This window comes from Streptomyces sp. NPDC057253 (assembly GCF_042669125.1).
In the GTDB taxonomy this organism is placed as follows: domain Bacteria; phylum Actinomycetota; class Actinomycetes; order Streptomycetales; family Streptomycetaceae; genus Streptomyces.
Genome location: NZ_JBHUXV010000025.1, coordinates 17652 through 42495 on the forward strand (window position 1 = coordinate 17652; position 24844 = coordinate 42495).

A 24844-nucleotide genomic window follows, 5' to 3' on the forward strand; every position below is an offset into this window, starting at 1 on the left:
CCCGGAAGCCCGGAGCGGCCGTGTCACAAGATCCGGTGGACGCCGGTCAGTTCACGTTCACCGCGCTCCAGGCCGCCGCCACCGCGTTGTACTCCGCGCTGCCCGCACCGTGCAGATCCTTCGCCGCGTTCAGTGTGGCCGTCCGTGCCCCCGCGTAGTTCGTGGAGGAGGTCATGTAGACCGTCAGCGCCCGGTACCAGATCGCGCCCAGCTTGTCCCGGCCGATCCCGGTGACCGTGGAGCCGTTGGAGGTGGGGGAGTTGTAGCTGACGCCGTTGATGGTCTTCGGACCGCTGCCCTCGGCCAGCAGGTAGGCGAAGTGGTTGGCGACCCCGGAGGAGTAGTGGACGTCGAGGTTGCCCACCGAACTGCTCCAGGAGTCCGCGGAGTTGCCGTCCTTGGAGGGCTTGTCCATGTAGCGCAGGGCGTCCCGTCCGAAGCCGGAGCGGACGATCTTCTCGCCGATCAGATAGTCACCGGCGTCCGAGGAGTTGCCCGCGTAGAACTCCACGAGTGTGCCGAAGATGTCGGAGGTCGCCTCGTTGAGCCCGCCCGACTCGCCCGAGTACGTCAGCGCCGCCGTCTTCGACGTCACGCCGTGCGACATCTCGTGCCCCGCCACGTCCAGCGACACCAGCGGACCGAGCTGCGTCCCGTCACCGTCGCCGTACGTCATGCAGAAGCAACTGTCGTCCCAGAAGGCGTTGTTGTAGTTGTTGCCGTAGTGGACGCGGTTGTAGGAGCCCTTGCCGTCCCCGCCGATCCCGTTCCGCCCGTGGACGTTCTTGTAGTAGTCCCAGGTGACGTCGGTCCCGTACTGCGCGTCCACCGCGGCCGTCGCCCGGTCCGAAGTCGCCCCCGTGCCCCAGTGGTTGTCGGCGTCGGTGAACAGGGTCGCGGGCGCCCGGCTGATGCAGATGGTCAGGAAGCACAGGTCGGTCTTGTTGGCCGCGTCGCCGGTGTAGGTGTTGCCGCGCGTCGGGTCCTTGAGCTGGTACGTCGATCCCGACTGGGTGGTGTTCAGCGCGACCGTGCCGCCGTACAGCGACTTCCCGTCACCGGCGGCCTGCTCGATGCTGTCCCACGCGTCGATCTGGGCCCCCGTGCGGGCGTCGGTGAGGACGGTCCGGGCGACCGGGTTGCCGAGCGAGTCCTGCGCCGCCGCGTCCGTCTGCCAGGCCAGCTTCGGCGCCCCGTGCAGCGCGTCGACGACCAGCTGCGGCTTGGCCGTCAGCTTCTTCAGCGTCTCGCCGAGGTTGGCCGCCTTCAGCGCGTTCGCCGCGAGGTCGGCGGCCTTCGGGGCGGACAGGGCCGGGGTGACGCTGGAGAGGGATATCGCGTTCCTCGTGGCGCGCGAGGAGCTCCTGTACGCCCCGTCCGGCGCCAGGTGGACCACGAAGTCACCGCCCAGCACGGGCAGTTGGCGGTAGGTGCGGTCGTAGCGGACGTGCTGGGTGCCGTCGGGGTCCACGATCACGTCACGGACCTTCGTGCGCTGCGCGGAGGTGAGCCCGAGCGCCGCGGCATGGTCGGCGAGCGCCGACGTGGCGTGCTCGAGGGCGGTGGCCCTGGTGGGTCTGTCGGCAGCACCGGCGGCGGGGGAGAGTGCGGCGGCGAGCAGGGTGGCGGCGGTGGCGGCCACTCCGGCGGTGGCGAGACGACGGGAACGGGCACCTCGGACGTACGGCCGTATCCGACTCATCGGTCTCCTCAGAACGGCGCCAATGGGGCGCGTGGGGGTGGCGCGGACGTTGACCAAGATTTAAGAGGCCATGACAAGCCGCTGTCCATACCGCGTCACGTGCAGGTATGTGAGGGGAGAGAATCGTTTCTGTGACTCCCGCGAGACTCCCGTTCTTCGTCTACGGCACCCTCCGCCCCGGCGAGGTCAACCACGACCTCTTCCTGCGCGGGCGCGTCCGCTCGGAGGAGCCGGGCCGGCTGACCGGTGCGCTGCTGTACGACGGCCCCGGCTATCCGTACGTGGTCGAGGGAACCGGGGGAGAGGTCAGGGGGGAACTCGTCACCCCGCGGGCCGACACCTACGCCGAACTGCTCGTCGCGCTCGACGAGTTGGAGGAGTACACCCCCGAGGACCCGCGCAACCTGTACGAACGCGTGGCCCGTGAGGTGATCCGCACGGCCGACGGCACGTCCGTACGGGCCTGGGTGTACGTGGCCGCGCCCACCGTCGCCACCCGCCTGCGCACCCACGGCAAGCTCATCGAGAGCGGCGACTGGCTGCTGAGGTGAGCTACCGCTTCACCGCCTCCACCCGCACCGCGCACGCCTTGAACTCCGGCATCCGTGACGTCGGGTCCAGCGCCGGGTTGGTGAGGGTGTTGGCGCGGCCCTCGCCGTACCAGTGGAACGGCATGAACACGGTGTCCGGACGGATCCCGAGCGTGATCCGGGCCGGCGCCACGGCCCGCCCGCGCCGCGAGACCACGGCCACCGGGTCGCCCTCGGCGGCCCCGAGCCGCTCCGCGAGCCGCGGGTGCAGCTCCACGAACGGACCCGGCGCGGCGGCGTTCAGTTCGTCCACCCGGCGGGTCTGCGCACCGGACTGGTACTGGGCCACGACCCGGCCGGTCGTCAACAGCACCGGGTACTCCGCGTCCGGCTCCTCCGCGACCGCCCGGTGCGAGACGGGGACGAAGCGGGCCCGGCCGTCCGGGTGGGCGAAGCGGTCCAGGAAGAGCCGCGGGGTGCCGGGGTGCATCCCCGCCGTCTCCTCCGTCGGCACCGCCCCCTCGCCCGTCGGCAGCGCCGTCCCGTCCGCCGGGCACGGCCAGAACACCCCGTTCTCCTCGGCCAGCCGCCGGTAGGTGATCCCGGAGTAGTCCGCCGGACCGCCCGCGCTCGCCCGCCGCAGTTCCTCGAAGACCTCCTCGGGGTCGGTCGGGAAGCCCTTCTCCACGCCGAGCCGGTCGGCGAGTTCATGCAGGACCTCCAGGTCGCTGCGGATGCCGTCCGGAGCCGTGATCGCCTTCCGGCGCAGCAGCACCCGCCCCTCCAGGTTGGTCGTCGTACCCGTCTCCTCGGCCCACTGCGTCACCGGCAGCACCACGTCCGCGAGGGCCGCCGTCTCGGACAGCACGACATCGCACACGGCAAGGAAGTCAAGGGACTTGACGCGCTCCTCGATGTGCGCGGCACGCGGCGCCGACACCACCGGGTTGGAGCCCATCAGCAGCAGCGACCTGATGTCCGTACCCAGCGCGTCCAGCAACTCGTAGGCGCTGCGCCCCGGTCCGGGCAGCGAGTCGGGGTCCACGCCCCACACCTCGGCGACATGGGCCCGCGCCGCCGGATCGTCCAGCTTGCGGTAGCCGGGCAACTGGTCGGCCTTCTGGCCGTGTTCGCGCCCGCCCTGTCCGTTGCCCTGCCCGGTCAGGCAGCCGTATCCGCTGTACGGCCGTCCCGCCCGCCCGGTCGCCAGGCACAGGTTGATCCACGCGCTCACGGTGTCGGTGCCCTTGGACTGCTGCTCGGGCCCGCGTGCGGTGAGCACCATCGCGGACTCCGGCTCGCAGAACAGCCGTACCGTCTCCCGCAGTTGCGGCACCGGCACCCCGGTGATCCGCTCCACGTACTCCGGCCAGTGGGCCATCGCTGCGGCCCGCGCGTCCTCCCAGCCGACCGTGCGCTCCTGGACGTACTCCTCGTCGACCAGCCCCTCGGCGACGACCAGGTGCAGCAGCCCGAGCGCGAGGGCGAGGTCGGTGCCGGGGCGGGGCATGAGGTGCAGGTCGGCCTGTTCGGCGGTCCTCGTGCGGCGCGGGTCGATGACGATCAGTGTGCCGCTGTTCTCCTTGAGCTCGGTGAAGAACCGCAGGGAGGGCGGCATGGTCTCGGCGAGGTTGGAGCCGACGAGGATGACACAGCCGGACTTCGGGATGTCCTCCAGCGGGAAGGGCAGCCCGCGGTCCAGGCCGAAGGCCTTCATCCCGCCGGCCGCCGCGGACGACATGCAGAAGCGGCCGTTGTAGTCGATCTGCGAGGTGCCGAGGACGACCCGTGCGAACTTGCCGAGCGTGTACGCCTTCTCGTTGGTGAGGCCGCCCCCACCGAAGACCCCGCACGCGTCCGGGCCATGCTCCGTGCGCGTGCGGGACAGCCCCTCGGCGATCCGGTCCAGCGCCTCGTCCCAGGTCGCGGGCACCAGCGTGCCGCCGGAGCGCACCAAAGGCGAGGTCAGGCGCACCCGGGACGAGAGCACCGCGGGCGCGGTACGGCCCTTGCCGCACAGCGCGCCCCGGTTCACCGGGAAGTCCGCGCGCTCACTGACCTCGACGGTCCCGTCCGGAGCGGGGGTGAGGTTCATGCCGCATTGCAGGGCGCAGTACGGGCAGTGCGTGGGCGTCGCGGAGTTCGGCATGCCCCTCAGCGTGCTTCGGCCGTGTTACGCCGGGGACGGCTCCGTGTAACGCCATCGCGACGACGACCTCCCACGGCGGGCCCCCGAGCGGTGAGGCGCGCACTCCTGCCCCTGACAGCCGGCGCTCAGTGCGCCGAGGCCAGCGCGTTCGTCACGCCCGGCTCCTTCGGTCCCAGGAACCGTGGATCCGGGCGGAACACCACGTCCAGGGCCGCCTTGCCCGCCGCGAAGAGCTCCCGCGTGCCGCCGTAGTACCAGGTGACGTCGTGCTTGGCGGTCACCCCGACGCCGTACGACGTGATCCCCGCCGCCTCGCAGAGCGCGACCGCGCGCCGGATGTGGAACCCCTGGCTGATCAGCACCGCCCTGTCCACGCCGAAGATCTTCCGGGCGCGGACGCACGAGTCCCAGGTGTCGAAGCCGGCGTAGTCACTGACGATCCGGGTGTCCGGGACGCCGTGCCGTGTGAGGTAGGCGCGCATGGCGTCGGGCTCGTCGTAGTCCTCGCGGCTGTTGTCACCGGTGACGAGGACGACCTTGATCCGCCCGTCCCGGTACAGCTTCGCCGCCGCGTCCAGCCGGTGGGCGAGGTACGGCGACGGCTCGCCGTCCCACAGCCCGGCGCCGAAGACCACGGCCACCTCGGTGCGGGGCACGTCGGCCGTCGAGCGCAGCCGGCCGTCCGTCACGAGGTACATCCACGTGGAGGGCAGCAGCGCGAGCACACACCCCGCCATCACGGCCTGCACGAGCCTGCGCCGCCCGGCACGCGTGCGCGGCAGCCGTGGCCTGCGCACCTTCGGCAGTCGCATCGGACGGTCCCTCCCGGTCGCCTTCTCGACAACCAGAGACGCGCGATCAAGCCGATCGGTTCGTCCACCGGCACGTGAGCAGGCTCACTCGTGCGGGTGAAAACGCAGGTCACGCCACCTCACATGACCCCCTCCCGTGCGGTGAAGGCCCTGAAAGCCTGCGTTATTGCGGTGAAACGGGGAGGCAACCTCGGCCCGCCACCATCACTGCATGAACCGGATCAGCAGCCAGCCCAGCCTCGTCGCGCTCGACGACCGGCGCCGCCCCGAGCCGCCCGCGCTCGTCCTGGTGGCCCACGGCAGCCGCGACCCGCGCACCCTGAACACGGTGCACGAGCTGCTGGGCCGGCTCCGCGACCGGCGCCCCGGCCTCCCGGTGCACCTGGGCCACATCGAACTCAACGCACCGCTGCTCCCGGACACGCTGGCGTCCCTGGGCACGGCGGAGGCGGTCCTGGTCCCGCTGTTGCTGTCCCGCGGCTACCACGTCAAGCGCGACATCCCGGACATGGCGGCCGCGTCCCCGGCACGCACGCGTGTGGCCGCGCCCCTGGGCCCGCACCCGCTTCTGGTGGACGCCCTGCACGCCCGCCTCGTGGAAGCGGGCTGGGACACCCGGACGGACGAGGAGACCCGCCGCGAGAGCGCGGTTGTCCTGGCCTCGGCGGGTTCCCGGGACCCGGAGTCGGCCGTCGACACCCGCCGCACGGCACAACTTCTCGCAGAGCGCCTCGGCGTCCCGGTGGTCCCGGCGTACGCCTCGGCGGCGACCCCGACAGTCGATACGGCGATCAGGGCGCTGACGGCAAGGGGCCGCCATAAGGTCGCAGTGGCCTCATACTTCACGGCTCCGGGCCTCTTCGCGAGGCAGTGCGCGGAGAAGGCGCCGTGGATCGCATCGGCGCCCCTGGGCACGCACCCCGCAATGACGGACCTGATCCTGCACCGCTACGACCAGGTGACTGACCTCAGGGGCGCGGGGCTGTGTCAATTTGCGGCTCCGCCGCGGGGCGCGACCAGCCACCCACTACCCGCACTCGCCGTATAACCGGAACCCGGCGGACGAACCGGCGAATTGTCAGTCCCTGCCCGTACTGTCAAGACATGCCGTACGACCCGCAGTCAACCGAACGCTGGGCCCCCGAACCCGACAAGCGCCCCGGCCGCACCGCCTTCCAACGCGACCGCGCCCGCATCCTCCACTCCGCCGCGCTCAGAAGGCTCGCCGGCAAGACACAGGTCGTCACACCGGGCACCCTCAGCCAGGTCTGGGACGCCAGCCCCCGCACCCGCCTCACCCACTCCCTGGAATGCGCCCAGGTCGGCCGCGAGCTCGGCGCGGCCCTCGGCTGCGACCCCGACCTGGTGGAGGCCGCCTGCCTCGCCCACGACCTCGGTCACCCCCCGTTCGGTCACAACGGCGAACAGGCCCTGAACGAATTCGCCGACGACTGCGGCGGCTTCGAGGGCAACGCCCAGTCCCTGCGGCTCCTCACCCGCATCGAACCCAAGCGCTTCACCGAGGAAGGCTCGGTCGGCCTCAACCTCACCCGGGCCACCCTCGACGCGGCCACCAAATACCCCTGGCCGCGCGGGGCGCACCCCTCCCCGAAGTTCGGCGTGTACGAGGACGACAGACCGGTCTTCGACTGGATCCGCAAGGACGCCCCCGACACCCGCACCACCTTCGAGGCCCAGGTCATGGACTGGTCCGACGACGTGGCGTACTCCGTCCACGACGTCGAGGACGGCCTGCACGCCGGCCACATCGACCCCAACTGCCTGCACGCCGAACCGGAACGGGCAGCGGTCTTCGAGGTGGCCCTCGGCCGGTACGTCCCCGCCGACACCGACCCCGCGGAGCTCGCGGCCGCCCTCGACCGGCTCCAGGACCAGGAGTGGTGGCCGCACGGCTACGACGGCTCCGCCGTCGCCCAGGCCCGCCTCAAGGACGCCACCAGCCAGCTCATCGGCCGCTTCTGCCTCTCCGCCGAGGCCGCCACCCGCGAGCGCCACGGCAGCGGGCGGCTCACCAGATACGACGCCGAGCTCGTCGTACCGCACGAGACCCGCCTGGAGTGCGCGGTCCTCAAGGCCGTCGCCGACCGGTACGTCATGCAGCGCGCCGAGCAGGAGCGGCTGCGGGCCGACCAGCGGATCGTGGTCGCGGAACTCGCCGAGGCGCTCACCGTCCGCGCCCCGGACGGCCTCGACCCCCAGTTCCGGGCACTGTTCGACCGGGCGGCCGACGACCGTGCCCGCAAGCGGGTGATCGTCGACCAGATCGCGTCCCTCACCGACGCGTCGGCCCGCTCGCTTCATGCGCGTCTCATGGGGCACGTGTAGAAAGCACGCGACAGGAGTGACGGGAAACAAGCCCGAATGTGACCCTCCGTGGCCTGATCGGGCCACTCCCTCTTCCCCCCTCACGCTCCGTGCGGGACGCTCCAAGGTGGCGGCACGTCAAAGAGGAGGCATCAAGTGGTCGACGCGGATCAGACTTTTGTCATCGTGGGCGGCGGTCTCGCCGGCGCCAAGGCGGCCGAGACGCTCCGGACGGAGGGCTTCACCGGCCGCGTGATACTGATCTGCGACGAACGCGACCACCCCTACGAGCGTCCGCCGCTCTCCAAGGGCTACCTCCTCGGCAAGGAGGAGCGCGACAGCGTCTTCGTGCACGAACCCGCCTGGTACGCGCGCAACGACATCGAGCTGCACCTCGGCGAGACCGTCGACGCCATCGACCGCGCGGCCAGGACGGTCCGCTTCGGCGAGGACGGCACCGTCGTCCGCTACGACAAACTGCTGCTGGCCACCGGCGCCGAGCCCCGGCGGCTGGACATCCCCGGCACCGACCTGGCCGGAGTCCACCATCTGCGCCGCCTCGCCCACGCCGAGCGCCTCAAGGGCGTCCTGGCGGCCCTGGGCCGGGACAACGGCCACCTGGTGATCGCCGGGGCCGGCTGGATCGGCCTGGAGGTCGCGGCGGCGGCCCGGGAGTACGGCGCCGAGGTCACCGTCGTCGAGCCCCTGTCGACCCCGCTGTACTCGGTCCTCGGCCCCGAGCTCGGCAATGTCTTCGCGGAGCTGCACCGCGAGCACGGCGTCCGCTTCCACTTCGGGGCGAGACTGACGGAGATCGTGGGCCAGGACGGCATGGTCCTCGCGGCCCGCACCGACGACGGCGAGGAGCATCCGGCGCACGACGTCCTCGCGGCGGTCGGCGCGGCCCCGCGGGTCGCCCTCGCCGAGCAGTCGGGGCTGGAGCTGGCGGACCGGGCCCACGGCGGCGGGATCGCGGTGGACGAACAACTGCGCACCTCCGACCCCGACATCCACGCGGCCGGTGACGTGGCCTCCTTCCACCACGCCCTCTTCGACTCCCGGCTCAGGGTCGAGCACTGGGCCAACGCCCTCAACGGCGGTCCGGCGGCGGCGCGGGCGATGCTGGGCCGTCAGGTGACGTACGACCGAGTGCCCTACTTCTTCTCCGATCAGTACGACCTGGGGATGGAGTACAGCGGCTGGGCGCCCCCGGGCTCCTACGACGAAGTGGTGATCCGGGGAGACGCCGGCAAGCGCGAGTTCATCGCGTTCTGGGTGAAGCAGGGCCGTGTGCTGGCCGGGATGAACGTCAACGTGTGGGACGTCACAGAGCCGATCCAGGCACTGATCCGCTCCGGGGCTCAGGTGGACACGGAGGCGCTCGCGGACCCGCACGTTCCACTCGTCAGCCTCGTCCCGTAGGTGTCAGTACCTCCCCGTAGACTTCACGCGTGGCAGGACGGATCAACGACGAGGACGTGAAGGCGGTACGGGACGCGGTCCCGATCGACGCCGTCGTGTCCGAGTACCTCCAGCTGCGCAACGCGGGCGGTGGCAACCTCAAGGGCCTGTGCCCCTTCCATGACGAGAAGTCGCCGTCCTTCCAGGTCAGTCCGAGCAAGGGTCTCTTCCACTGCTTCGGCTGCCAGGAGGGCGGCGACACCATCACCTTCGTGATGAAGGTCGACCACCTCTCCTTCTCCGAGGCCGTCGAGCGCCTGGCCGCCCAGGCCGGCCTCACCCTGCGCTACGAGGAGGGCGGCTACAACCCCGCCCACCAGCGCGGCGAGCGCATCCGGCTGGTCGAGGCCCACAAGATCGCCGCCGACTGGTACATGGAGCAGCTGGCGAGCAGCCCGGAGGCCGACACCGGCCGCCAGTTCCTCGCCGAGCGCGGCTTCGACCAGGCGGCCGCCGCGCACTTCTCCGTCGGCTACAGCCCGCAGGGCTGGGACCACCTCACCCGCTTCCTGCGCGGCAAGGGCTTCACCGACAAGGAGCTCCTCCTCTCGGGCCTGTCCCAGGAGGGCCGCCGCGGCCCCATCGACCGCTTCCGCGGCCGCCTGATGTGGCCGATCCGCGACATCGGCGGCGAGGTCGTCGGCTTCGGCGCGAGAAAGCTGTACGAGGCGGACAACGGCCCGAAGTACCTCAACACGCCCGAGACGGCGATCTACAAGAAGTCCCAGGTCCTCTACGGCATCGACCTCGCCAAGAAGGACATCGCCAAGGCCTCCCGCGCGGTCGTCGTCGAGGGCTACACCGACGTCATGGCCTGCCACCTCGCCGGCGTCACCACCGCCATCGCGACCTGCGGCACCGCCTTCGGCGGCGACCACATCAAGATCCTGCGCCGCCTGCTGATGGACAACGGCTCGGCGCGCGTGATCTTCACCTTCGACGGCGACGCGGCCGGCCAGAAAGCGGCCCTGCGCGCCTTCGAGGACGACCAGAAGTTCGCCGCCGAGACCTACATCGCCATCGCCCCCGACGGCATGGACCCCTGCGACCTGCGCCTCGCCAAGGGCGACGACGCGGTCGCCGACCTGGTCGAACCCCGCACCCCGCTCTTCGAGTTCGCGCTGCGCCAGATCGTCGTCCGCTACGACCTCGACACCCCGGCGGGCCGCGCCGCCGCCCTCGACGAAGCGGCCCCCATCGTCGCCCGCATCAAGAACAGCGGCGCCCAGCACGAGGTCGCCGTCCAGCTCGCCGGCATGCTCGGCATCCTCGACACCCAGTTCGTGGTCAAGCGGGTGGCCCAGCTGGCCCGTTGGGCCCGCGACCGCGGCGGCAAGGGACCGGCCCCGCAGGGACGCGGCCCGCAGCAGCCGTCGTACGACTCGGCCCACCGGCCCGCCGTCTCCGGCCCCGCCCTGACCCTGCGCAACCCCGTCTACGCCACCGAGCGCGAGCTCCTCAAGCTCGCCCTCCAGCGCCCCGAGCTGGTCTCCCCGGCCTTCGACGCGTACGGCGTCGACGAGTTCACCGCCCCGCCCTACGCCGCCGTACGCCAGGCCATCATGGACGCGGGCGGCGCCGAGTACGGCGTCCAGGACTCCCAGGACTACCTGGTCCGGGTCCGTGAGGCCGCCCCCGACGACGCGGTCCGCGCGATGGTCACGGAGCTGGCCGTGGAGGCGATCATGCGGCGCACGGTCGACGAGAACTACGCGGGCGAACAGCTCGTCTGGGTCCGCCGCCGGGCCGTCGACCGCCGCATCCAGGAGGTCCAGGGCACCCTGATCCGCCTCGGCACCGGCGGCGACCCCGCCCACCTGGCCGCCGTGCAGAACGAACTGTGGGTGCTCCAGCAGTACGGCCAGGCACTGCGCGAGCACGGGGCCTCCGCTCTCTGACGAACCGTACGGCGGGGTAACTGCCGGGTCACGGGCCGATTGCAAAAAGTCACCGCACGCCCCTCGTGGCGACGATGTGTCGTACTCCACACTGGGTTCCGGTGCCTGAGTCCTCGGAGCGCGGCCGATCCGTCCCCAGCGGGTCCCAGACCCCCGCGGTTCCGCTCATCGCGTACGGGACGGACAGCGGCGAGGCCGCCGACTCCGCCCCCGAAGTACCGCTGCCGTACTCCTTGGCAGCGATCATCCTGGAGGTCGCCCCCGTGCAGACCCAGACCCTCACACAGACCGAGAACAGTGCGGACGACACGGCAGAACCGGACGCCGAGACCGACGTACTGGTCGCGGTGCCCCCGCAGAGCCGTGTCGTGCACCACCCCGAGGCGGAGCCGGACGCCCCGCCCGCCGAAGCGCTCGACGCCGTGGAGACCGAACCCGTCGAGCCCCCCGAACCACCCCGCGGCCGCGCCACCGACACCGGCGGTCCTTCCTCGGACCTGTTCCGCCAGTACCTGCGGGAGATCGGCCGCATCCCGCTGCTCACCGCGGCCGAGGAGGTCGAACTCGCCCGCCGGGTCGAAGCGGGCCTGTTCGCCGAGGAGAAGCTGAGCAACACCCCTTCTCTGGACAGCCAGTTGGCGCTCGACCTGGACCGGCTCGTGGTGATGGGCCGGATGGCCAAGCGCCGCCTCATCGAAGCCAACCTGCGCCTGGTCGTCTCCGTCGCCAAGCGGTACGTCGGACGCGGCCTGACCATGCTCGACCTGGTCCAGGAGGGCAACCTCGGCCTCATCCGCGCGGTCGAGAAGTTCGACTACGCCCGCGGCTACAAGTTCTCCACCTACGCGACCTGGTGGATCCGCCAGGCCATGTCCCGGGCCCTCGCCGACCAGGCCCGGACGATCCGGGTCCCGGTCCACGTCGTCGAGCTGATCAACCGGGTGGTCCGGGTGCAGCGGCGCATGCTCCAGGAGCGCGGGTACGAGCCGACGCCGGAGGAGGTGGCCGCGCATCTCGATCTCGCGCCGGAGCGGGTGAGCGAGGTGCTGCGGCTCGCCCAGGAACCGGTGTCCCTGCACGCCCCGGTGGGGGAGGAGGACGACGTCGCCCTCGGTGACCTCATCGAGGACGGGGACGCGACGTCTCCGGTGGAGTCGGCGGCGTTCCTGCTGCTCCGGGAGCACCTTGAGGCGGTGCTGTCCACGCTGGGGGAGCGGGAGCGGAAGGTCGTGCAGCTTCGGTACGGGTTGGCTGATGGCCGGCCTCGTACGTTGGAGGAGATCGGGCGGATCTTCGGGGTGACCCGGGAGCGGATACGGCAGATCGAGTCGAAGACGCTCAACAAGCTGCGGGATCACGCATTTGCGGATCAGCTGAGGGGTTATCTGGACTGAGAAAAGGGGTCGTTTCGCAACGACCCCTTTCCACTAGTCCACCTCCGCCACCGCCTGTGCGAACTGCGCCTTGTACAGGCGGGCGTAGGCTCCCCCGGCCTCCAACAGGTCCGTGTGGGTGCCCTGTTCGACGATCGAGCCGTTCTCCATCACCAGGATGGTGTCGGCGTCGCGGATCGTCGACAGTCGGTGGGCGATGACGAACGACGTGCGGCCGTGGGCCAGTTTGGCCATCGCCTTCTGGATCAGGACCTCGGTGCGGGTGTCGACCGAGCTGGTCGCCTCGTCCAGGACCAGGATCACCGGGTCCGACAGGAAGGCCCGGGCGATGGTGATGAGCTGCTTCTCGCCCGCGCTCACCCCGCTGCCCTCGTCGTCGATCACGGTGTCGTAGCCGTCGGGGAGCGTGCGGATGAAACGGTCCGCGTGCGCCGCCCTGGCCGCCTCCTCGATCTCGCCCCGGGTGACCTCGCGCGAGGCGCCGTACGCGATGTTCTCCGCGATCGTGCCGCCGAACAGCCAGGTGTCCTGGAGGACCATGCCGATCCCGGCGCGCAGTTCGTCCCGGGACATCCGCGCGATGTCCACGCCGTCCAGGGTGATCCGGCCGCCCGAGACGTCGTAGAACCGCATCAGCAGGTTGACCAGGGTCGTCTTGCCGGCGCCGGTCGGGCCGACGATCGCGACCGTGTGCCCGGGTTCGACCTTCAGGGAGAGGTCCTCGATGAGCGGCTTCTCGGGGTCGTAGCGGAAGGAGACGTGCTCCAGCGCGACCCGCCCGCGCAGTTCCTCCGGCTTCTCGCTCGGGACCGGGTCCGCCTCCTGCTCCTCCGCGTCCAGGAGTTCGAAGACCCGCTCGGCGGAGGCGACCCCCGACTGGACCAGGTTCGCCATCGAGGCGACCTGCGTCAGCGGCATCGAGAACTGCCGCGAGTACTGGATGAAGGCCTGCACATCGCCGATGGACAGGGCCCCGGACGCGACCCGCAGCCCGCCCACGACCGCCACCAGCACGTAGTTGATGTTCGACACGAACATCATCAGCGGCTGCATGACCCCGCTGTTGAACTGCGCCTTGAACCCGGCCTCGTACAGCGCGTCGTTCTGCTCGGCGAACTGCGCCGCCGACTCGTCCTGGCGGCCGAACACCCTCACCAGGGTGTGCCCGGTGTACATCTCCTCGATGTGGGCGTTGAGCTTGCCGGTGGAGCGCCACTGCTGCACGAAGTGCGGCTGCGAGCGCTTGCCCACGCGCGTGGCGACGACGAACGACAGCGGCACGGTGACCAGCGCGACCAGCGCCAGCAGCCAGGACACCCAGAACATCATCGCGAGCACCCCGATGATGGTGAGCAGCGAGTTGATGAGCTGGCCCATCGACTGCTGGAGGGTCTGCCCGATGTTGTCGATGTCGTTGGTGGCCCGGGACAGCACCTCACCGCGCTGGCGCTTGTCGAAGTACGACAGCGGCAGCCGCGACAGCTTGGTCTGGACGTCCTCGCGCATCCGGAACATCGTGCGGTTGACGGACCGGTTGACCAGCCGGGTCGCGACCGCCATCAGCAGCCCGGCCACCAGGAACACCCCGACCGCGACCAGCAGGACATGTCCTACGGCGGTGAAGTCGATGCCCTTGCCGGGCGTGAAGTCGGTGCTGCGGAGCATGTCGGCGACCTGGCCCTCGCCGCGCTCCCGCATCCCCGCGAGGACCTCCTCCTTGCTGGCCCCGGCCGGCATCTCCCGTCCGATGATGCCCGCGAAGACCAGGTCGGTCGCCTGGCCGAGGATCTTCGGCCCGACCACGTTCAGGCCCACGCTCATCACGACACAGGCCAGCATCGCGTAGAGGGTGAACCGCTCCGGCTTGAACTGGGCGAGCAGCCGCCTGCCCGACACCTTGAAGTCGAGCGAGCGGTTCTCCGGACCGCCGCCGGCCATCATGCGCCCCATGGGCCCGGCCATCAGGCAGCCTCCGCTTCCGTGAGCTGGGAGAGCACGATCTCCCGGTAGGTCTCGTTGTCCGCCATCAGCTCGCGATGGGTGCCGGTGCCGACGACCCGCCCCTCGTCGAGGACGACGATCCGGTCGGCGTCGCGGATGGTCGCCACCCGCTGGGCCACGATCACGACGGTCGCCTCCGCGGTCTCCTCGGCGAGCGCCGCCCTGAGAGCCGCGTCGGTCGCGTAGTCGAGGGCGGAGAAGGAGTCGTCGAAGAGGTAGATCTCCGGCTGCTGCACGAGCGTGCGCGCGATGGCGAGCCGCTGCCGCTGTCCGCCGGAGACGTTGGTGCCGCCCTGCGCGACGGGGGAGTCCAGCCCGTTCTCCAGCCCTTCGACGAAGTCCTTGGCCTGCGCCACCTCCAGCGCGTGCCACAGCTCCTCGTCCGTGGCGTCCGGATTGCCGTAGCGGAGGTTGGTGGCGACCGTGCCCGCGAAGAGGTACGGCTTCTGCGGCACGAGCCCGACGGTCCGCGCGAGCAGCTTGGGCTCGATGGTCGACACGTCGGTGCCGTCGACGAGGACCTCGCCGTCGGTCGCGTCGAACAGCCGGGGGACCAGGCCCAGCAGCGTGGACTTGCCGCTGCCGGTCGACCCGATCACGGCGGTCACCTCGCCGGGCCGGGCCACCAGGTCGATCGCCTTGAGCACCGGCTCCTCGGCACCCGGATAGCGGAATCCCGCCGCCCGGATCTCCAGATGCCCGTGCCGCCGCAGCTCGGTGACGGGGGCGACCGGCGGGACCACGCTCGAGGAGGTATCCAGGACCTCCTGGATGCGCTCGGCGCACACCTCGGCGCGCGGCACCATCATGAACATGAAGGTGGCCATCATCACGGACATGACGATCTGCATCAGATAGGCGAGGAACGCCGTCAGATCGCCGATCTGCATCCCGCCGCTGTCGATCCGGTGGGCGCCGAACCAGACCACCGCGATCGACGACAGGTTCACCGTCGTCATCACCACGGGGAACATCAGCGCCAGCAGATTGCCGGTCTTGAGGGAGATCTGCGTGAGGTCGGTGTTCGCCTTCCGGAACCGGTCCTCCTCGTACTCGTCCCGCACGAACGCCCGGATGACCCGGTTGCCGGTGATCTGCTCGCGCAGCACCCGGTTCACGGTGTCCAGCCGGACCTGCATGGACCGGAACAGCGGCCGCAGCCGCCGTACGATCAACGTCACGCAGATGCCCAGCGTCGGCACGACGGCCACCAGCACCCCGGACAGCGGTACGTCCAGGCCGAGCGCCAGCACGATGCCGCCCACGCACATGATGGGCGCCGACACCAGCAGCGTGAAGGTCATCAGGGCCAGCATCTGGACCTGCTGCACGTCATTGGTCGTACGGGTGATCAGGGTGGGCGCCCCGAACTGCCCGACCTCGCGCGCCGAGAACGACTGCACCCGGTCGAAGACCGCCGCCCGCATGTCCCGGCCGAGCGCGGCGGCGGTCCGGGCGCCGTAGAACACGGCCCCGATGTTGCACACCACCTGCGCCAGCGAGATGCCGATCATCAGGGCGCCGTAGCCGAGGATGTAGCCGGTGTCCCCGTTCACCACGCCGTTGTCGATGATGTCCGCGTTGAGCGTGGGCAGGTAGAGGGTGGCGCAGGTCTGGAGGAACTGGAGCAGCACCAGGATGCTGATGGGTTTCTTGTAGGGCCTGAGATAGGTCCGTAGAAGTCGTATGAGCACGCTACGTCTCTCGGAGTCGGCGACGGGGCGGTTGGTTGCCCCTGGCCCCTATCGTCGGACACTCCACCCGTGTTACCTCAACCGATTAAGCCGACAGCAGTGCTTCGTACGGCCTTACGGGTCCCCTCGGAGGCCGGGCTCCTACCGGACCCTTACCTTCCGCGGCATGCCCTACCGAAACGCCCCCGGGTACATCTGCTCCCGCACCGCCACGAACTGCTGGCGCACCGCCTGGCCCACCGCCAGCTCCTCGCCCGGCTCCAGGACCTGTGCGGCCGGCCCCTGCCACATCGGCGGGGTGCGCGGGTCGAGGGTGCCCTGCGAGACCCCGAGCGCCCAGGCGGCCTGCCGGGCGGCACCGATCGCCGCGTAGTCCGCCGGCTGCGGCACCACGACCTGCGCACCGAACAGCGCGGGCGCGGCGGCCTGTACGGCGGACAGCTCGGCGGCGGCCCCCAGCAGGAAGACCCGCCGCACCTCGACCCCCCGGCCGCGCAGCACGTCCAGCGCGTCGGCGAGTCCGCACAGCATGCCCTCGAACGCGGCCCGCGCCAGGTGCTCCGGCTTCATCGACTCCCGCCTGAGCCCGCTGAGCGTCCCCGCGGTGTGCGGCAGGTTCGGCGTCCGCTCCCCTTCCAGATAGGGCAGCAGGACGAGCCCGTGGGAGCCCGGCGTGGACTTCATCGCCAGGTCGGACAGGCTCTCCAGGTCGCTCAGCCCGAGCATCTCGACGGCCCCGCGCAGGGTCCGTACGGCGTTCAGGGTGGTGACGACGGGCAGGTGCATGCCGGTCGCGTCGGCCAGGGAGGTGATCATCCCGGTGTTGTCGACGAGGGCCTCGGGGTGGACGGCCATCACGGACCCGGAGGCGCCGAGTGAGACGACGGCGTCCCCGAGCCCGATCCCGAGCCCGAAGGCGGCGGCCATGGTCTCACCGGTCCCGGCGGAGATGAGCAGCCCCTCCGGGGTCGTACCGGCCGCGTCGGCGGGGCCGATCACCTCGGGGAGCATCGCCTGGTGGCCGAGGGCCAGCTCGACCAGGTCGGAGCGGTAGGCGCCGGTGGCGGCGGACCAGTAGCCGGTGCCGGAGGCGCCGCCGCGGTCGGTGGTTCTCCTGACCGGCCGGCCGAGCAGCTGCCACACCAGCCAGTCGTGCGCCTGGAGGAGCACGGCGGTGCGCAGAGCGGCGTCGGGTTCGGTCTTGTTCAGCCAGCGCAGCTTGGTGACGGGCTGCGCGGCCTGCGGGACGCACCCCACCGACTGGGCCCACGCCTCGCGCCCGCCGAGCGCGTCGACGAGGTCGGCCGCGGCGACCTGGGCGCGCTTGTCGCCGCCGACCATGGCGGGGCGGACGGTGTTGCCCTGGGCGTCGAGCGGCACGACCGCGTTCTGCTGGGCCGACACACCGATGGCCTGCACGCCTTCGAGCAGACCCCCGCCGGCGGCCTCACCGAGGGACAGGAGCCAGGCCTGGGGGTCGACGTCGGACGGACGGCCTTCGACCGGGTGCGGCGCGTACCCCTGTTTGAGCACGGCTCCCGTGTCCGCGTCGCAGACCACGATGCGAGTGAATTCGGGCGAGCTGTCCAACCCGGCGACTATCCCCATGGCGCAAATTCTATGGGCGTAGCGTCGTGCCCGGCGCGCGGCGACGGCGGCCGCTGGATCGTCCTGGCTGGTCGCGCCGTCCGCCGCGCCTCCGGGTTGTTTTCGTCACCCTCGGATTCAGATGTTGCTGGTGCCCCAGTCGTCCTCCGGGGCGCCGTTGTGGTTGCGGTCCCGCAGCGAGCGCACCCGCTGGGTCACCGACTCCGGCACCCGGTCGCCCACCTTGTCGCTGACCGCGTGGTAGGCCTTGCCGGCGAACTGGCGGCCCTGCTGGGCGGCGGTCTCGGCGGTGTTGCGGACCGCGGGGTTCTGGGCGACCTGACGGGCGGACTTCTTCAGCTGTTCGTAGCGCTCGCGTCCGGCACGGGTGCCCAGCACGTAACCCAGTGTCAGTCCGACAACGAACGTGAGCTTGTAGCGCATGGTGGCCGCCCTCTCTCTCGCGTGGTCTCCGGTGCGACGTCGGTGCCGGGGGAACCGATTGGCGGAGCACCCCCCTGCTTGCGCTAATGTATGTGTCGCAGCGAGCGCCCGCCCCCTGGCGAATACCCAGGGAGGTACGTTCGATGCACCGAGGCAATCCTCCGTAGCTCAATTGGCAGAGCAGCCGGCTGTTAACCGGCAGGTTACTGGTTCGAGTCCAGTCGGGGGAGCTTCGATCTTCCGTAGCTCAATTGGCAGAGCAGCCGGCTGTTAACCGGCAGGTTACTGGTTCGAGTCCAGTCGGGAGAGCAGGACGAAGGAGGGCCCCCGATGGGGTCCTTTTTCATGTCCGACGGAACTGCGCAGGTCACAGGGGAGTCTTCGAGGGCATGCGAAGTCGCCCCTGCGAAGCAGGAGATCGTATGAGCGGCTATGCTGCGGCAGACGGCGCGCACACATGTACGCGACACGCCGCTATGGGGCGGTAGCTCAGCCGGTTAGAGCAGCGGACTCATAATCCGTCGGCCGTGGGTTCGAGTCCCACCCGCCCCACTTGTGCAGGCTTCTGACCTGCGGAAACGTTCATTTTGTGGTGTCGGGTCGTCAACTTCGCTTGGACGGACTGAATCCGCTGCGCGTGAGTTTCGGCCTTGTTGCCGGGCCCGGTCGTGTGAACGTCTCTGACCTGCACGGATGTTCCAGGTTGCTGCGGTGGAACTCGCTGGACGCGGGGAAAACGGAGACCCCCCTTGCTTTCCTCGTGAGGCCCGTTGCGGGCTCGTGGCCCTCAAGGTCGGCATGGCTCGTCAAGAACGTGGGTCCGGCGGACGCGGAGGCACGTGCTCGCCGCAGCTCGCACCCCGGCTGCGGCTGCCGCGCTGAGCGAGGCCCGGCTCCGGTCTCTTCTGCGCAAGGGCGACCGCCGGCGCCGCATCGAGCCCCGGGCCGAGCACCTCGTCGGCGTTGATGAGGATCTTTGAAAACGGCTGTGGCGGACATTCCGTGATGGCCGCTGTGCCGTCCCGCACAACGGCGGCCGCGTAGGGGCGGCGCAGTGGTGCCCAGGCTGACGGGCCGGGCGCCCCCGGTCGCGGAGCATCCAGGATCCGGCACCACGAGATCCGGCCCGGTTCCAGCGGCGACGAACGCGTAGAGCCAAGGCGACCGCCGGCTCCTGGTGGCGACGGGAGCCGTCGCGCGAGTGGGCGCAGGGGGCCTACGTCCTCCCCGCCGCCGCTGCATGGCGTCGCTGCCCCGTCACATCGGGCGGTCCTCAAGCGGGTTGCCCGTCGAATCCAGGGCGGGGACGACCTTGTAGCGGGGCAAGTACGCCGTCGCGAGGGCTTGGAGGGTCGCGGTGGTGGGGATGGCGATGACGGCACCGACCGCGCCGAGCAGGGCCGCTCCGGCGAGTACGGAGCCGAAGGCCACGGCGGGATGGACGTCGACCGTGCGGGCGGTGATACGCGGCTGTAGGGCGTAGTTCTCCACCTGCTGGTACGCCGTCGCGAAGACGATCACCCACAGGGCGTCCATGGGCTCGACGGTCAGCGCCACCAACGTCGGCAGGGCCGCGGCTACGTACGTTCCGACCGTGGGCACGAACTGCGAGACGACGCCCACCCACATGCCCAGCGCCACCGGGTACGGGATGCCGAGGACCACGAAGGCAACCGCGTGGGCGAGCGTGGAGAACAGGGCGAGCAGGGCCCTTGAGTACATGTACCCTCCGGTCTTGGCCAGGGCGACGGTCCAGGCCCGGTGCGCGGCCTGCTGCCGTTGCGGCGGGAGCAGCGACAGGGCTGCTCGGCGCAGGCGGGGGCCGTCGGCGGTGAAGTAGTACGCGAAGAGCGCGACGGTGAGCAGGTCGAAGACGCCGCCGACGACGGTGGTGGACAGGCCCCAGAGGTGGTCGGCCGCCTGCCGGGCGTACGTCTCGACGGTTCCCGTGTCGTCGGTCAGGCGGTCCGCGGTGAGGGTCGTCCCAAAGGTCTCGTTGAGCCGTTCCGTCAAGGTGGTGAGCAGTGCCGGCAGTCGGTGTGAGACTTCGGCCGTCTGGTCGATCAGCAGGGTGACCACCGCGGTGGCGAAACCGGCGAGCGAGGCCGCGGTGACGACGAACACGAGCAGGGTCGCGGCGGCCCGGCCCATGCCGCGGGCCTGGAGGCGGGACACAGCCGGCTCCATCACCATCGACAGGAAGAAGGAGACCAGCAGCAGCACTCCGAGACCGACGAGCTGCCGGGCGGCCCAGACCGTCATCTCGAACACCGCTGTGAGGACGAGAGCGACGGCGATCGCTCTGGGCAGCCAGGCCGGCATCGGAGTCGGGGCCGGGTCGTCGGACTGGGACACGGTGGTGTGGCGTTCCTGTCTCTGGGGCCGTGGGGCCGTGGGGCCGAGCCGCCGCTCACACCCCCGGGGCAGTGGCGGCGGCCCGGATCTGTTCAGACGAAGCGGCGGACGAACGTCAGGGCCGTTTCGGCGACTTCCTGCCAGCCGCTGTCGATGGTGAGGGCGTGACCCCGGTTCGGTATCTCGGTGATCTCGGTGAGGCCGGGGTTGTGCAGCTGTTGTTTGTAGGAGGCGTTGGCGATGGCCCACGGGACGGTGTGGTCCTTCTCGCCGGAGATGATCAGCAGCGGGCCGCGGTCGGGGTTCTCGGTGTCGACCTTCGCCTCAGTCCAGGGGTTGAGGTTGGCGGTGGCGGCCTGGAAGATCGGGGCGCCGGGTGCCGGGACGGCGAACGTCTCGAAGAGCTCCTTCGCCTCCTCCTCGCTGACCGCGTTGGCGAAGGCGTAGCGGAACTGCTCGAAGGTGAGCGGGACCGCGCGGTGCCGGTTGGCCGGGTTGCTCAGTACCGGTGCGGATGAGCGGAGCGCGGAGACGGGCAGGGGCAGGACGCCGCGGAAGGGGGCCGGGTCGATGGCGACCGACGCGGCGGAGAGGCCGCGGCCGGCGAGGATCTGAGTGAGCAGGCCGCCGAAGGAGTGGCCGATGACGGCAGGCTTGCGGTCGAGGTGGCCGATCAGGTCCGCCAGGTGGTCGGCGACCTGCCCGACGGTCTTGCCGGCGAACACCTCGGGGTGGCTGTTCGCCTCCGCCACGGTGTCCGGGTCGTCGGGCCAGGAGAGCGAGACTGCGGCGTAACCCGCCTGGTCGAAGTACTCCACCCAGCGGTCCCAGCTGCCGGGCAGCAGCCACAGCCCGTGGACGAATACCACGGGTGTCCTGCCGGAGTCGTTGGCGGTCTGTATCTGGTCTTCATCGTGTGCGGACATGGCGGCAGGCTAGGAAGCGCGGGGCGCGGGGCGCGACCGTCAGATGACGGGTCCGTCGACGTACTCCACGTGTTTGCCGCCGTGTGCTGCCCGTGCCCGGCCCCCGAGGGCGTCGCGCAGCGCCGCGCGGGAGCGGATGCCCAGCTTGGGGAAGATGTTGTACAGGTGGGTGCTGACCGTGCGCGGGGAGATGTACAGCCGGGCGCCTATCTCCTTGTTGCTGAGCCCGGTGGCCGCCAGGTCGGCGATCTGGAGTTCCTGAGGCGTCAGCAGGCCTTCCGTGCCGTGGGGTTCCGGCTCCGCCGGTGGCGTCAGGGCGGCGAGCTCGGTACCGGCTGCGGCGGCCCAGGGCGCGGCGCCCAGCTCCTCCAGCGCATGCAGTGCGGCCGTCAGGTGCTCGCGCGTGGCCTCCGGGTCGCGGCCGTGGGCGCGCAGCCAGCGTCCGAAGGCGAGCTGCACCCGGGCCCGGTCGAAGGGGGCGTGGACGTCGGCGACCGCCAGCGCCCGCCGGAATCCGGCCTCGGCCGTCTCCACCGGACCGGCGAGGGCCGCCGCCGCCTGTGTCAACAGCGCCAGCCGGGGCGAGAGTTCACCGAGGCGCGCACTCCGAGCCATCGCGACGTGGACGCGTGCCTCGGCGGTCCTGCCCGTGTACACGGCCGCCTCCACCAGGTCGTACACCGACCAGATCGCGCGCGGGTTGAGCGGGGGAAGAGTTCCGGGTGGGCTGATCAGCGCGCAGTCGCGGTACGCCGCCTCGTAGTCCCCCTGCCCCAGGGCGAGCAGCACGCGGGCCTGCCGGGCGGACACCTGGAGCAGCCCCAGGCGGCGCGGTTCGCTCCAGGCGAGGATGGTGCGGGTGAGGGTGCCGACGGTCTCCGCGTCGCCCCGGACGGCCGCCACCAGGGCGAGCTGGGAGGCAAGTCGAAATCCCGCGAGACGGTGCCCCAGCTCCTCGGCCATGGCCAGGCCCTCCCGGGCCAGCGCCTCGGCCTCGGTGAACCGGCCGGCGAAGAAGGCCTCGTGACCTAGGAGGATGGTGCCGTAGGACCACTGCACGAAAGTGCCGCCCTCCCGGGAGCGCCGGGCGACCCGCATCCAGTGCTCGCGGTACTCGGAGGCCTCGTCGAAGTAGACGCTGAGCATGGAGAGCTGGGTGACCGGCCGGGGGCCCGCGTCGGGCGGGAGGGCGGCGAACGCCCGCCGGATCCGCTGCCGGACCTCCGGGGCCCGCTCCTGCGGGGCGTCGAAGGCCAGGCAGTAGAGCCGCACCTGGTCGGGGGCGTCCTGGCAGCGTTCCAGCACCTCCGGCCACAGATCGGTCCGCTGGGCGTAGAACGCCACCAGCGTGAGCAGGAACTGCAGTTCGCCGACGACCTCGCGGACCGCGGCGGGCGACGGCTGCCGCCCGGCACCACCCGTCTCGGCACCACCCGTCTCGGCACCGCCCGTTCCGGCTGCGAGCAGTCCGTCGATCACACCGGTCAGCAGCCGGTGGGCGGCCGTCGCGTCCCCGTCCGTCTCCAGCAGCGCGTACACCCTGGCCAGGGTGGCGCGCGCGGTGTCCTGGGGCGAGGCCCGCTCCCCGTACCCGTCGTCGACGAGGACCGCGGTGACGTCGAGGGCGCCCGACTGGGCTGCGGCGTACGCCGCGTGCGCCAACCGTCGGCTGCGCTCGGCCGGCTCCGGGCTGAGCTCCGCGGCCCGGCGCAGCGCGGTCACGGCGAGGGCGGCGCTGCCGCGCCCCAGGGCCGCGTGCCCCGCCTGTTCGAGATCGGCCGCGAGGTGCTCCTCGGGCCCCAGGGAGGCGGCGACCAAGTGCCCGATCCGGCGTTCCGGGTCCCGTTCCAGTGCTTCGGCCAGGGCTCGGTGCGCAGCCCGCCGTCGACCGGGCCGGCAGGTCCGTACGACGGCCGAGCGGACCAGCGGATGCCGGAAGACCAGTCGGCCGGCCCGAGCGTCCACCCGCACCAGGCCGGCCTCCTCGGCGGCCAGGAGCGCGGCGTCGGCCGCTTCCATCCCGCCCGGATACGCAGCCCAGATCGTGCGGAGCCCGCCGGTCCCCTCCAGCGCGGCGACCAGCAGCAACTCCAAGGTGGCCGTGGGCAGTTCACGGAGCCGGGGGGCGAACAGCGCCTCCAGCCGGTCGTCCACGGGCAGCGACAGCGGCACCGGGACGGCACCGATGAACTGCTCCCGGGTGAGCAGGGCGGGAAGCTCCAGCAGTGCCAGGGGATTGCCCGCGGCCTCCTGGAGCAGCCGTTCGGCAGCGGGCGGGGCCAGCCCGGGGTGGGCAGCCCGCAGCAGGGCGGCGGCGGACCGCTCGTCCAGCGTCTCGACCCGCCGGCGCAGCAGCCCGTGCCGATCGAGCGCGTGCGCATGGCCCGCCCGGGCCGCGACCAGCAGGTCCACCGGAAGCCCGGACAGCCGGCGCGCCACGAACTCCAGGACGTCGCCGCTCGCCCTGTCGAGCCACTGGATGTCGTCGATCACGACGAGGACCGGGCCGTCCTCCGCCGTGCGCCGCAGGGCTTCGAGTACGGCTACGGAGGCCGCGAAACGCTCCGGCGGCGCCTGGGCCACCGAGCTGCCGAGGACTCCCTCCAGTACCGCGCGCTGCCCCGGCGGCAGCCGGTCGAAGCCGTCACGCATGCCGAAGAGCAGCTGGTGCAGGCCGGAGTAGGCCAGCGTGACCTCGGACTCCACGCCGGCGAAACGCAGCACCCGGCACCCCGAGGCCCGTGCGCCGCTCGCGGCGGCCTCCAGCAGCGCGGTCTTCCCCACACCGGCCGGACCCTCCAGCAGGACGGCCGTCCTCGCGCCCCCGTCCGCCAGCCGCCGACGCCGTTCCGCGAAGAACTCCAGGTCCGCCGATCGCCCCAGGAGACCGACGGCATCCCTGCCGACGGACCCGGGCCCGGACGACTGCTCGATGGACATACGGACTCCTCACCATGCTCAGTGGCCGCCAGGGAAGGCGACGGCGGACAGACCGTCAGGTGACGTATGGCCCGACGCGGTCGCCGGGCCCTGGAATGGCTCCCGGTGCGCCGGTCCCGGTACACCGGAGCGGCTACGAAAGGCGGCAGGGCTCCGAGATGATCTCCAACCTGACCCGGATGCGGGCCATCGACGACGCGTGGAACGAACGCGACTGGACTGCGTACGAGGCGTTCCTCGCCCCGGAGCTGACGGCCTGGGCGGCCGGTGACCAAGACCCGCACGGACGGGACGAACACGTCGCCCGGGCACGGGAGTTCTGCACCCTTTTCCCGGAGAACCACGTGGTCACCAGCCCTACGTGGCCGCGTTCGGGCACGGTGACCAGACCTGCACCGTCGCCCGGTTGCGCGGACGCGTGACGCGGCCGGTACGGCTTCCCGACGGGACCGAGGCGGCTGGGACCGGCCGCACCTTCGATGTCGCGTTCACCACGGTCTGCCGCTGGCAGGCCGGGGCGATCGTCGAGCAGTACGAGTTCATCGACCAGGAGTCCCTGCGGCGGGCTCTGGGCATCGGGTCGTGAACGGCGGGCCGCCCGTACCGCCCATGATGATCGATCCCTT

The 24844-nt window shown here is 71.2% G+C and carries 18 protein-coding genes and 3 tRNA genes; 11 read left to right on the forward strand and 10 right to left on the reverse strand.

What is annotated here, in order from left to right; all coding sequences use genetic code 11:
• Positions 1-46: 46 nt before the first annotated feature.
• Positions 47-1702 carry a M4 family metallopeptidase gene (locus tag ACFULQ_RS16325; protein ID WP_383543852.1) on the reverse strand — a complete coding sequence of 552 codons (1656 nt, stop codon included), beginning with the start codon at positions 1700-1702 and terminating at the stop codon, positions 47-49.
• 131 nt (positions 1703-1833) lie between these two features.
• Here ACFULQ_RS16325 and ACFULQ_RS16330 point away from each other — a divergent pair, with 131 nt between their 5' ends.
• Positions 1834-2253, forward strand: coding sequence for a gamma-glutamylcyclotransferase family protein (locus tag ACFULQ_RS16330; protein ID WP_383543856.1), 420 nt, complete (start codon positions 1834-1836; stop codon positions 2251-2253).
• 1 nt (position 2254) lies between these two features.
• Here the strand turns inward: ACFULQ_RS16330 and ACFULQ_RS16335 are convergent, their stop codons facing one another.
• Positions 2255-4381: a molybdopterin oxidoreductase family protein gene (locus ACFULQ_RS16335; RefSeq protein WP_383543858.1), complete on the reverse strand. Its 2127-nt coding sequence runs from the start codon at positions 4379-4381 to the stop codon at positions 2255-2257.
• Positions 4382-4506: 125 nt separating this feature from the next.
• Entirely contained in the window at positions 4507-5193 is a 687-nt protein-coding gene (locus ACFULQ_RS16340; RefSeq protein ID WP_383543860.1) for a vancomycin high temperature exclusion protein, read from the reverse strand.
• Between the two features lie 211 nt (positions 5194-5404).
• On the opposite strand from ACFULQ_RS16340, the gene ACFULQ_RS16345 reads away from it, so the two are divergent.
• From ACFULQ_RS16345 to ACFULQ_RS16365, 5 genes are all read left to right on the forward strand, one after another.
• On the forward strand, positions 5405-6241 hold the full coding sequence (locus ACFULQ_RS16345; protein WP_383543863.1) for a sirohydrochlorin chelatase: 837 nt from the start codon (positions 5405-5407) through the stop codon (positions 6239-6241).
• Between the two features lie 56 nt (positions 6242-6297).
• Positions 6298-7539: a deoxyguanosinetriphosphate triphosphohydrolase gene (locus ACFULQ_RS16350; protein WP_383543866.1), complete on the forward strand. Its 1242-nt coding sequence runs from the start codon at positions 6298-6300 to the stop codon at positions 7537-7539.
• A 135-nt stretch (positions 7540-7674) separates the two neighbouring features.
• Entirely contained in the window at positions 7675-8940 is a 1266-nt protein-coding gene (locus ACFULQ_RS16355; protein ID WP_383543869.1) for an NAD(P)/FAD-dependent oxidoreductase, read from the forward strand.
• Positions 8941-8969: 29 nt separating this feature from the next.
• Positions 8970-10877, forward strand: a complete 1908-nt coding sequence (gene dnaG / locus ACFULQ_RS16360) for a DNA primase (protein WP_383543872.1) — start codon at positions 8970-8972, stop codon at positions 10875-10877.
• Between the two features lie 101 nt (positions 10878-10978).
• Positions 10979-12271, forward strand: a complete 1293-nt coding sequence (locus ACFULQ_RS16365; RefSeq protein WP_383543875.1) for an RNA polymerase sigma factor — start codon at positions 10979-10981, stop codon at positions 12269-12271.
• A 33-nt stretch (positions 12272-12304) separates the two neighbouring features.
• Here the strand turns inward: ACFULQ_RS16365 and ACFULQ_RS16370 are convergent, their stop codons facing one another.
• From ACFULQ_RS16370 to ACFULQ_RS16385, 4 genes are all read right to left on the reverse strand, one after another.
• Positions 12305-14233 carry an ABC transporter ATP-binding protein gene (locus ACFULQ_RS16370; protein WP_383543878.1) on the reverse strand — a complete coding sequence of 643 codons (1929 nt, stop codon included), beginning with the start codon at positions 14231-14233 and terminating at the stop codon, positions 12305-12307.
• Complete coding sequence (locus tag ACFULQ_RS16375; RefSeq protein ID WP_383543881.1) at positions 14233-15966, reverse strand: ABC transporter ATP-binding protein; 1734 nt, start codon at positions 15964-15966, stop codon at positions 14233-14235. The genes ACFULQ_RS16370 and ACFULQ_RS16375 overlap by 1 nt, the downstream gene beginning before the upstream one ends.
• Positions 15967-16137: 171 nt before the next feature.
• Positions 16138-17574: an FGGY-family carbohydrate kinase gene (locus ACFULQ_RS16380; protein WP_383543884.1), complete on the reverse strand. Its 1437-nt coding sequence runs from the start codon at positions 17572-17574 to the stop codon at positions 16138-16140.
• Positions 17575-17691: 117 nt separating this feature from the next.
• A complete protein-coding gene (locus ACFULQ_RS16385) occupies positions 17692-17997 on the reverse strand; it encodes a YtxH domain-containing protein (RefSeq protein WP_383543887.1) in 306 nt (101 codons plus the stop codon).
• 157 nt (positions 17998-18154) lie between these two features.
• On the opposite strand from ACFULQ_RS16385, the gene ACFULQ_RS16390 reads away from it, so the two are divergent.
• The 3 genes from ACFULQ_RS16390 to ACFULQ_RS16400 all read left to right on the forward strand — a co-directional run bounded on the left by ACFULQ_RS16390 (position 18155) and on the right by ACFULQ_RS16400 (position 18549).
• A tRNA-Asn gene (locus tag ACFULQ_RS16390) sits at positions 18155-18227 on the forward strand.
• 6 nt (positions 18228-18233) lie between these two features.
• Positions 18234-18306, forward strand: a tRNA-Asn gene (locus ACFULQ_RS16395).
• Between the two features lie 169 nt (positions 18307-18475).
• Positions 18476-18549, forward strand: a tRNA-Ile gene (locus tag ACFULQ_RS16400).
• A 705-nt stretch (positions 18550-19254) separates the two neighbouring features.
• Here the strand turns inward: ACFULQ_RS16400 and ACFULQ_RS16405 are convergent.
• The 3 genes from ACFULQ_RS16405 to ACFULQ_RS16415 all read right to left on the reverse strand — a co-directional run bounded on the left by ACFULQ_RS16405 (position 19255) and on the right by ACFULQ_RS16415 (position 24218).
• Positions 19255-20352: an AI-2E family transporter gene (locus ACFULQ_RS16405; protein ID WP_383543890.1), complete on the reverse strand. Its 1098-nt coding sequence runs from the start codon at positions 20350-20352 to the stop codon at positions 19255-19257.
• 92 nt (positions 20353-20444) lie between these two features.
• The gene (locus ACFULQ_RS16410; protein ID WP_383543893.1) at positions 20445-21278 is read right to left on the reverse strand and encodes an alpha/beta hydrolase; all 834 of its coding nucleotides are present in this window, start codon (positions 21276-21278) and stop codon (positions 20445-20447) included.
• A gap of 39 nt (positions 21279-21317) precedes the next feature.
• Entirely contained in the window at positions 21318-24218 is a 2901-nt protein-coding gene (locus tag ACFULQ_RS16415; protein WP_383543896.1) for an AAA family ATPase, read from the reverse strand.
• A 158-nt stretch (positions 24219-24376) separates the two neighbouring features.
• Between ACFULQ_RS16415 and ACFULQ_RS16420 the strand changes: the two genes are divergently transcribed.
• On the forward strand, positions 24377-24640 hold the full coding sequence (locus ACFULQ_RS16420; protein ID WP_383543898.1) for an ester cyclase: 264 nt from the start codon (positions 24377-24379) through the stop codon (positions 24638-24640).
• A complete protein-coding gene (locus tag ACFULQ_RS16425; RefSeq protein WP_383543901.1) occupies positions 24625-24804 on the forward strand; it encodes a hypothetical protein in 180 nt (59 codons plus the stop codon). Before ACFULQ_RS16420 ends, ACFULQ_RS16425 begins: the two co-directional genes overlap by 16 nt.
• The last annotated feature ends 40 nt before the right edge of the window (positions 24805-24844 follow it).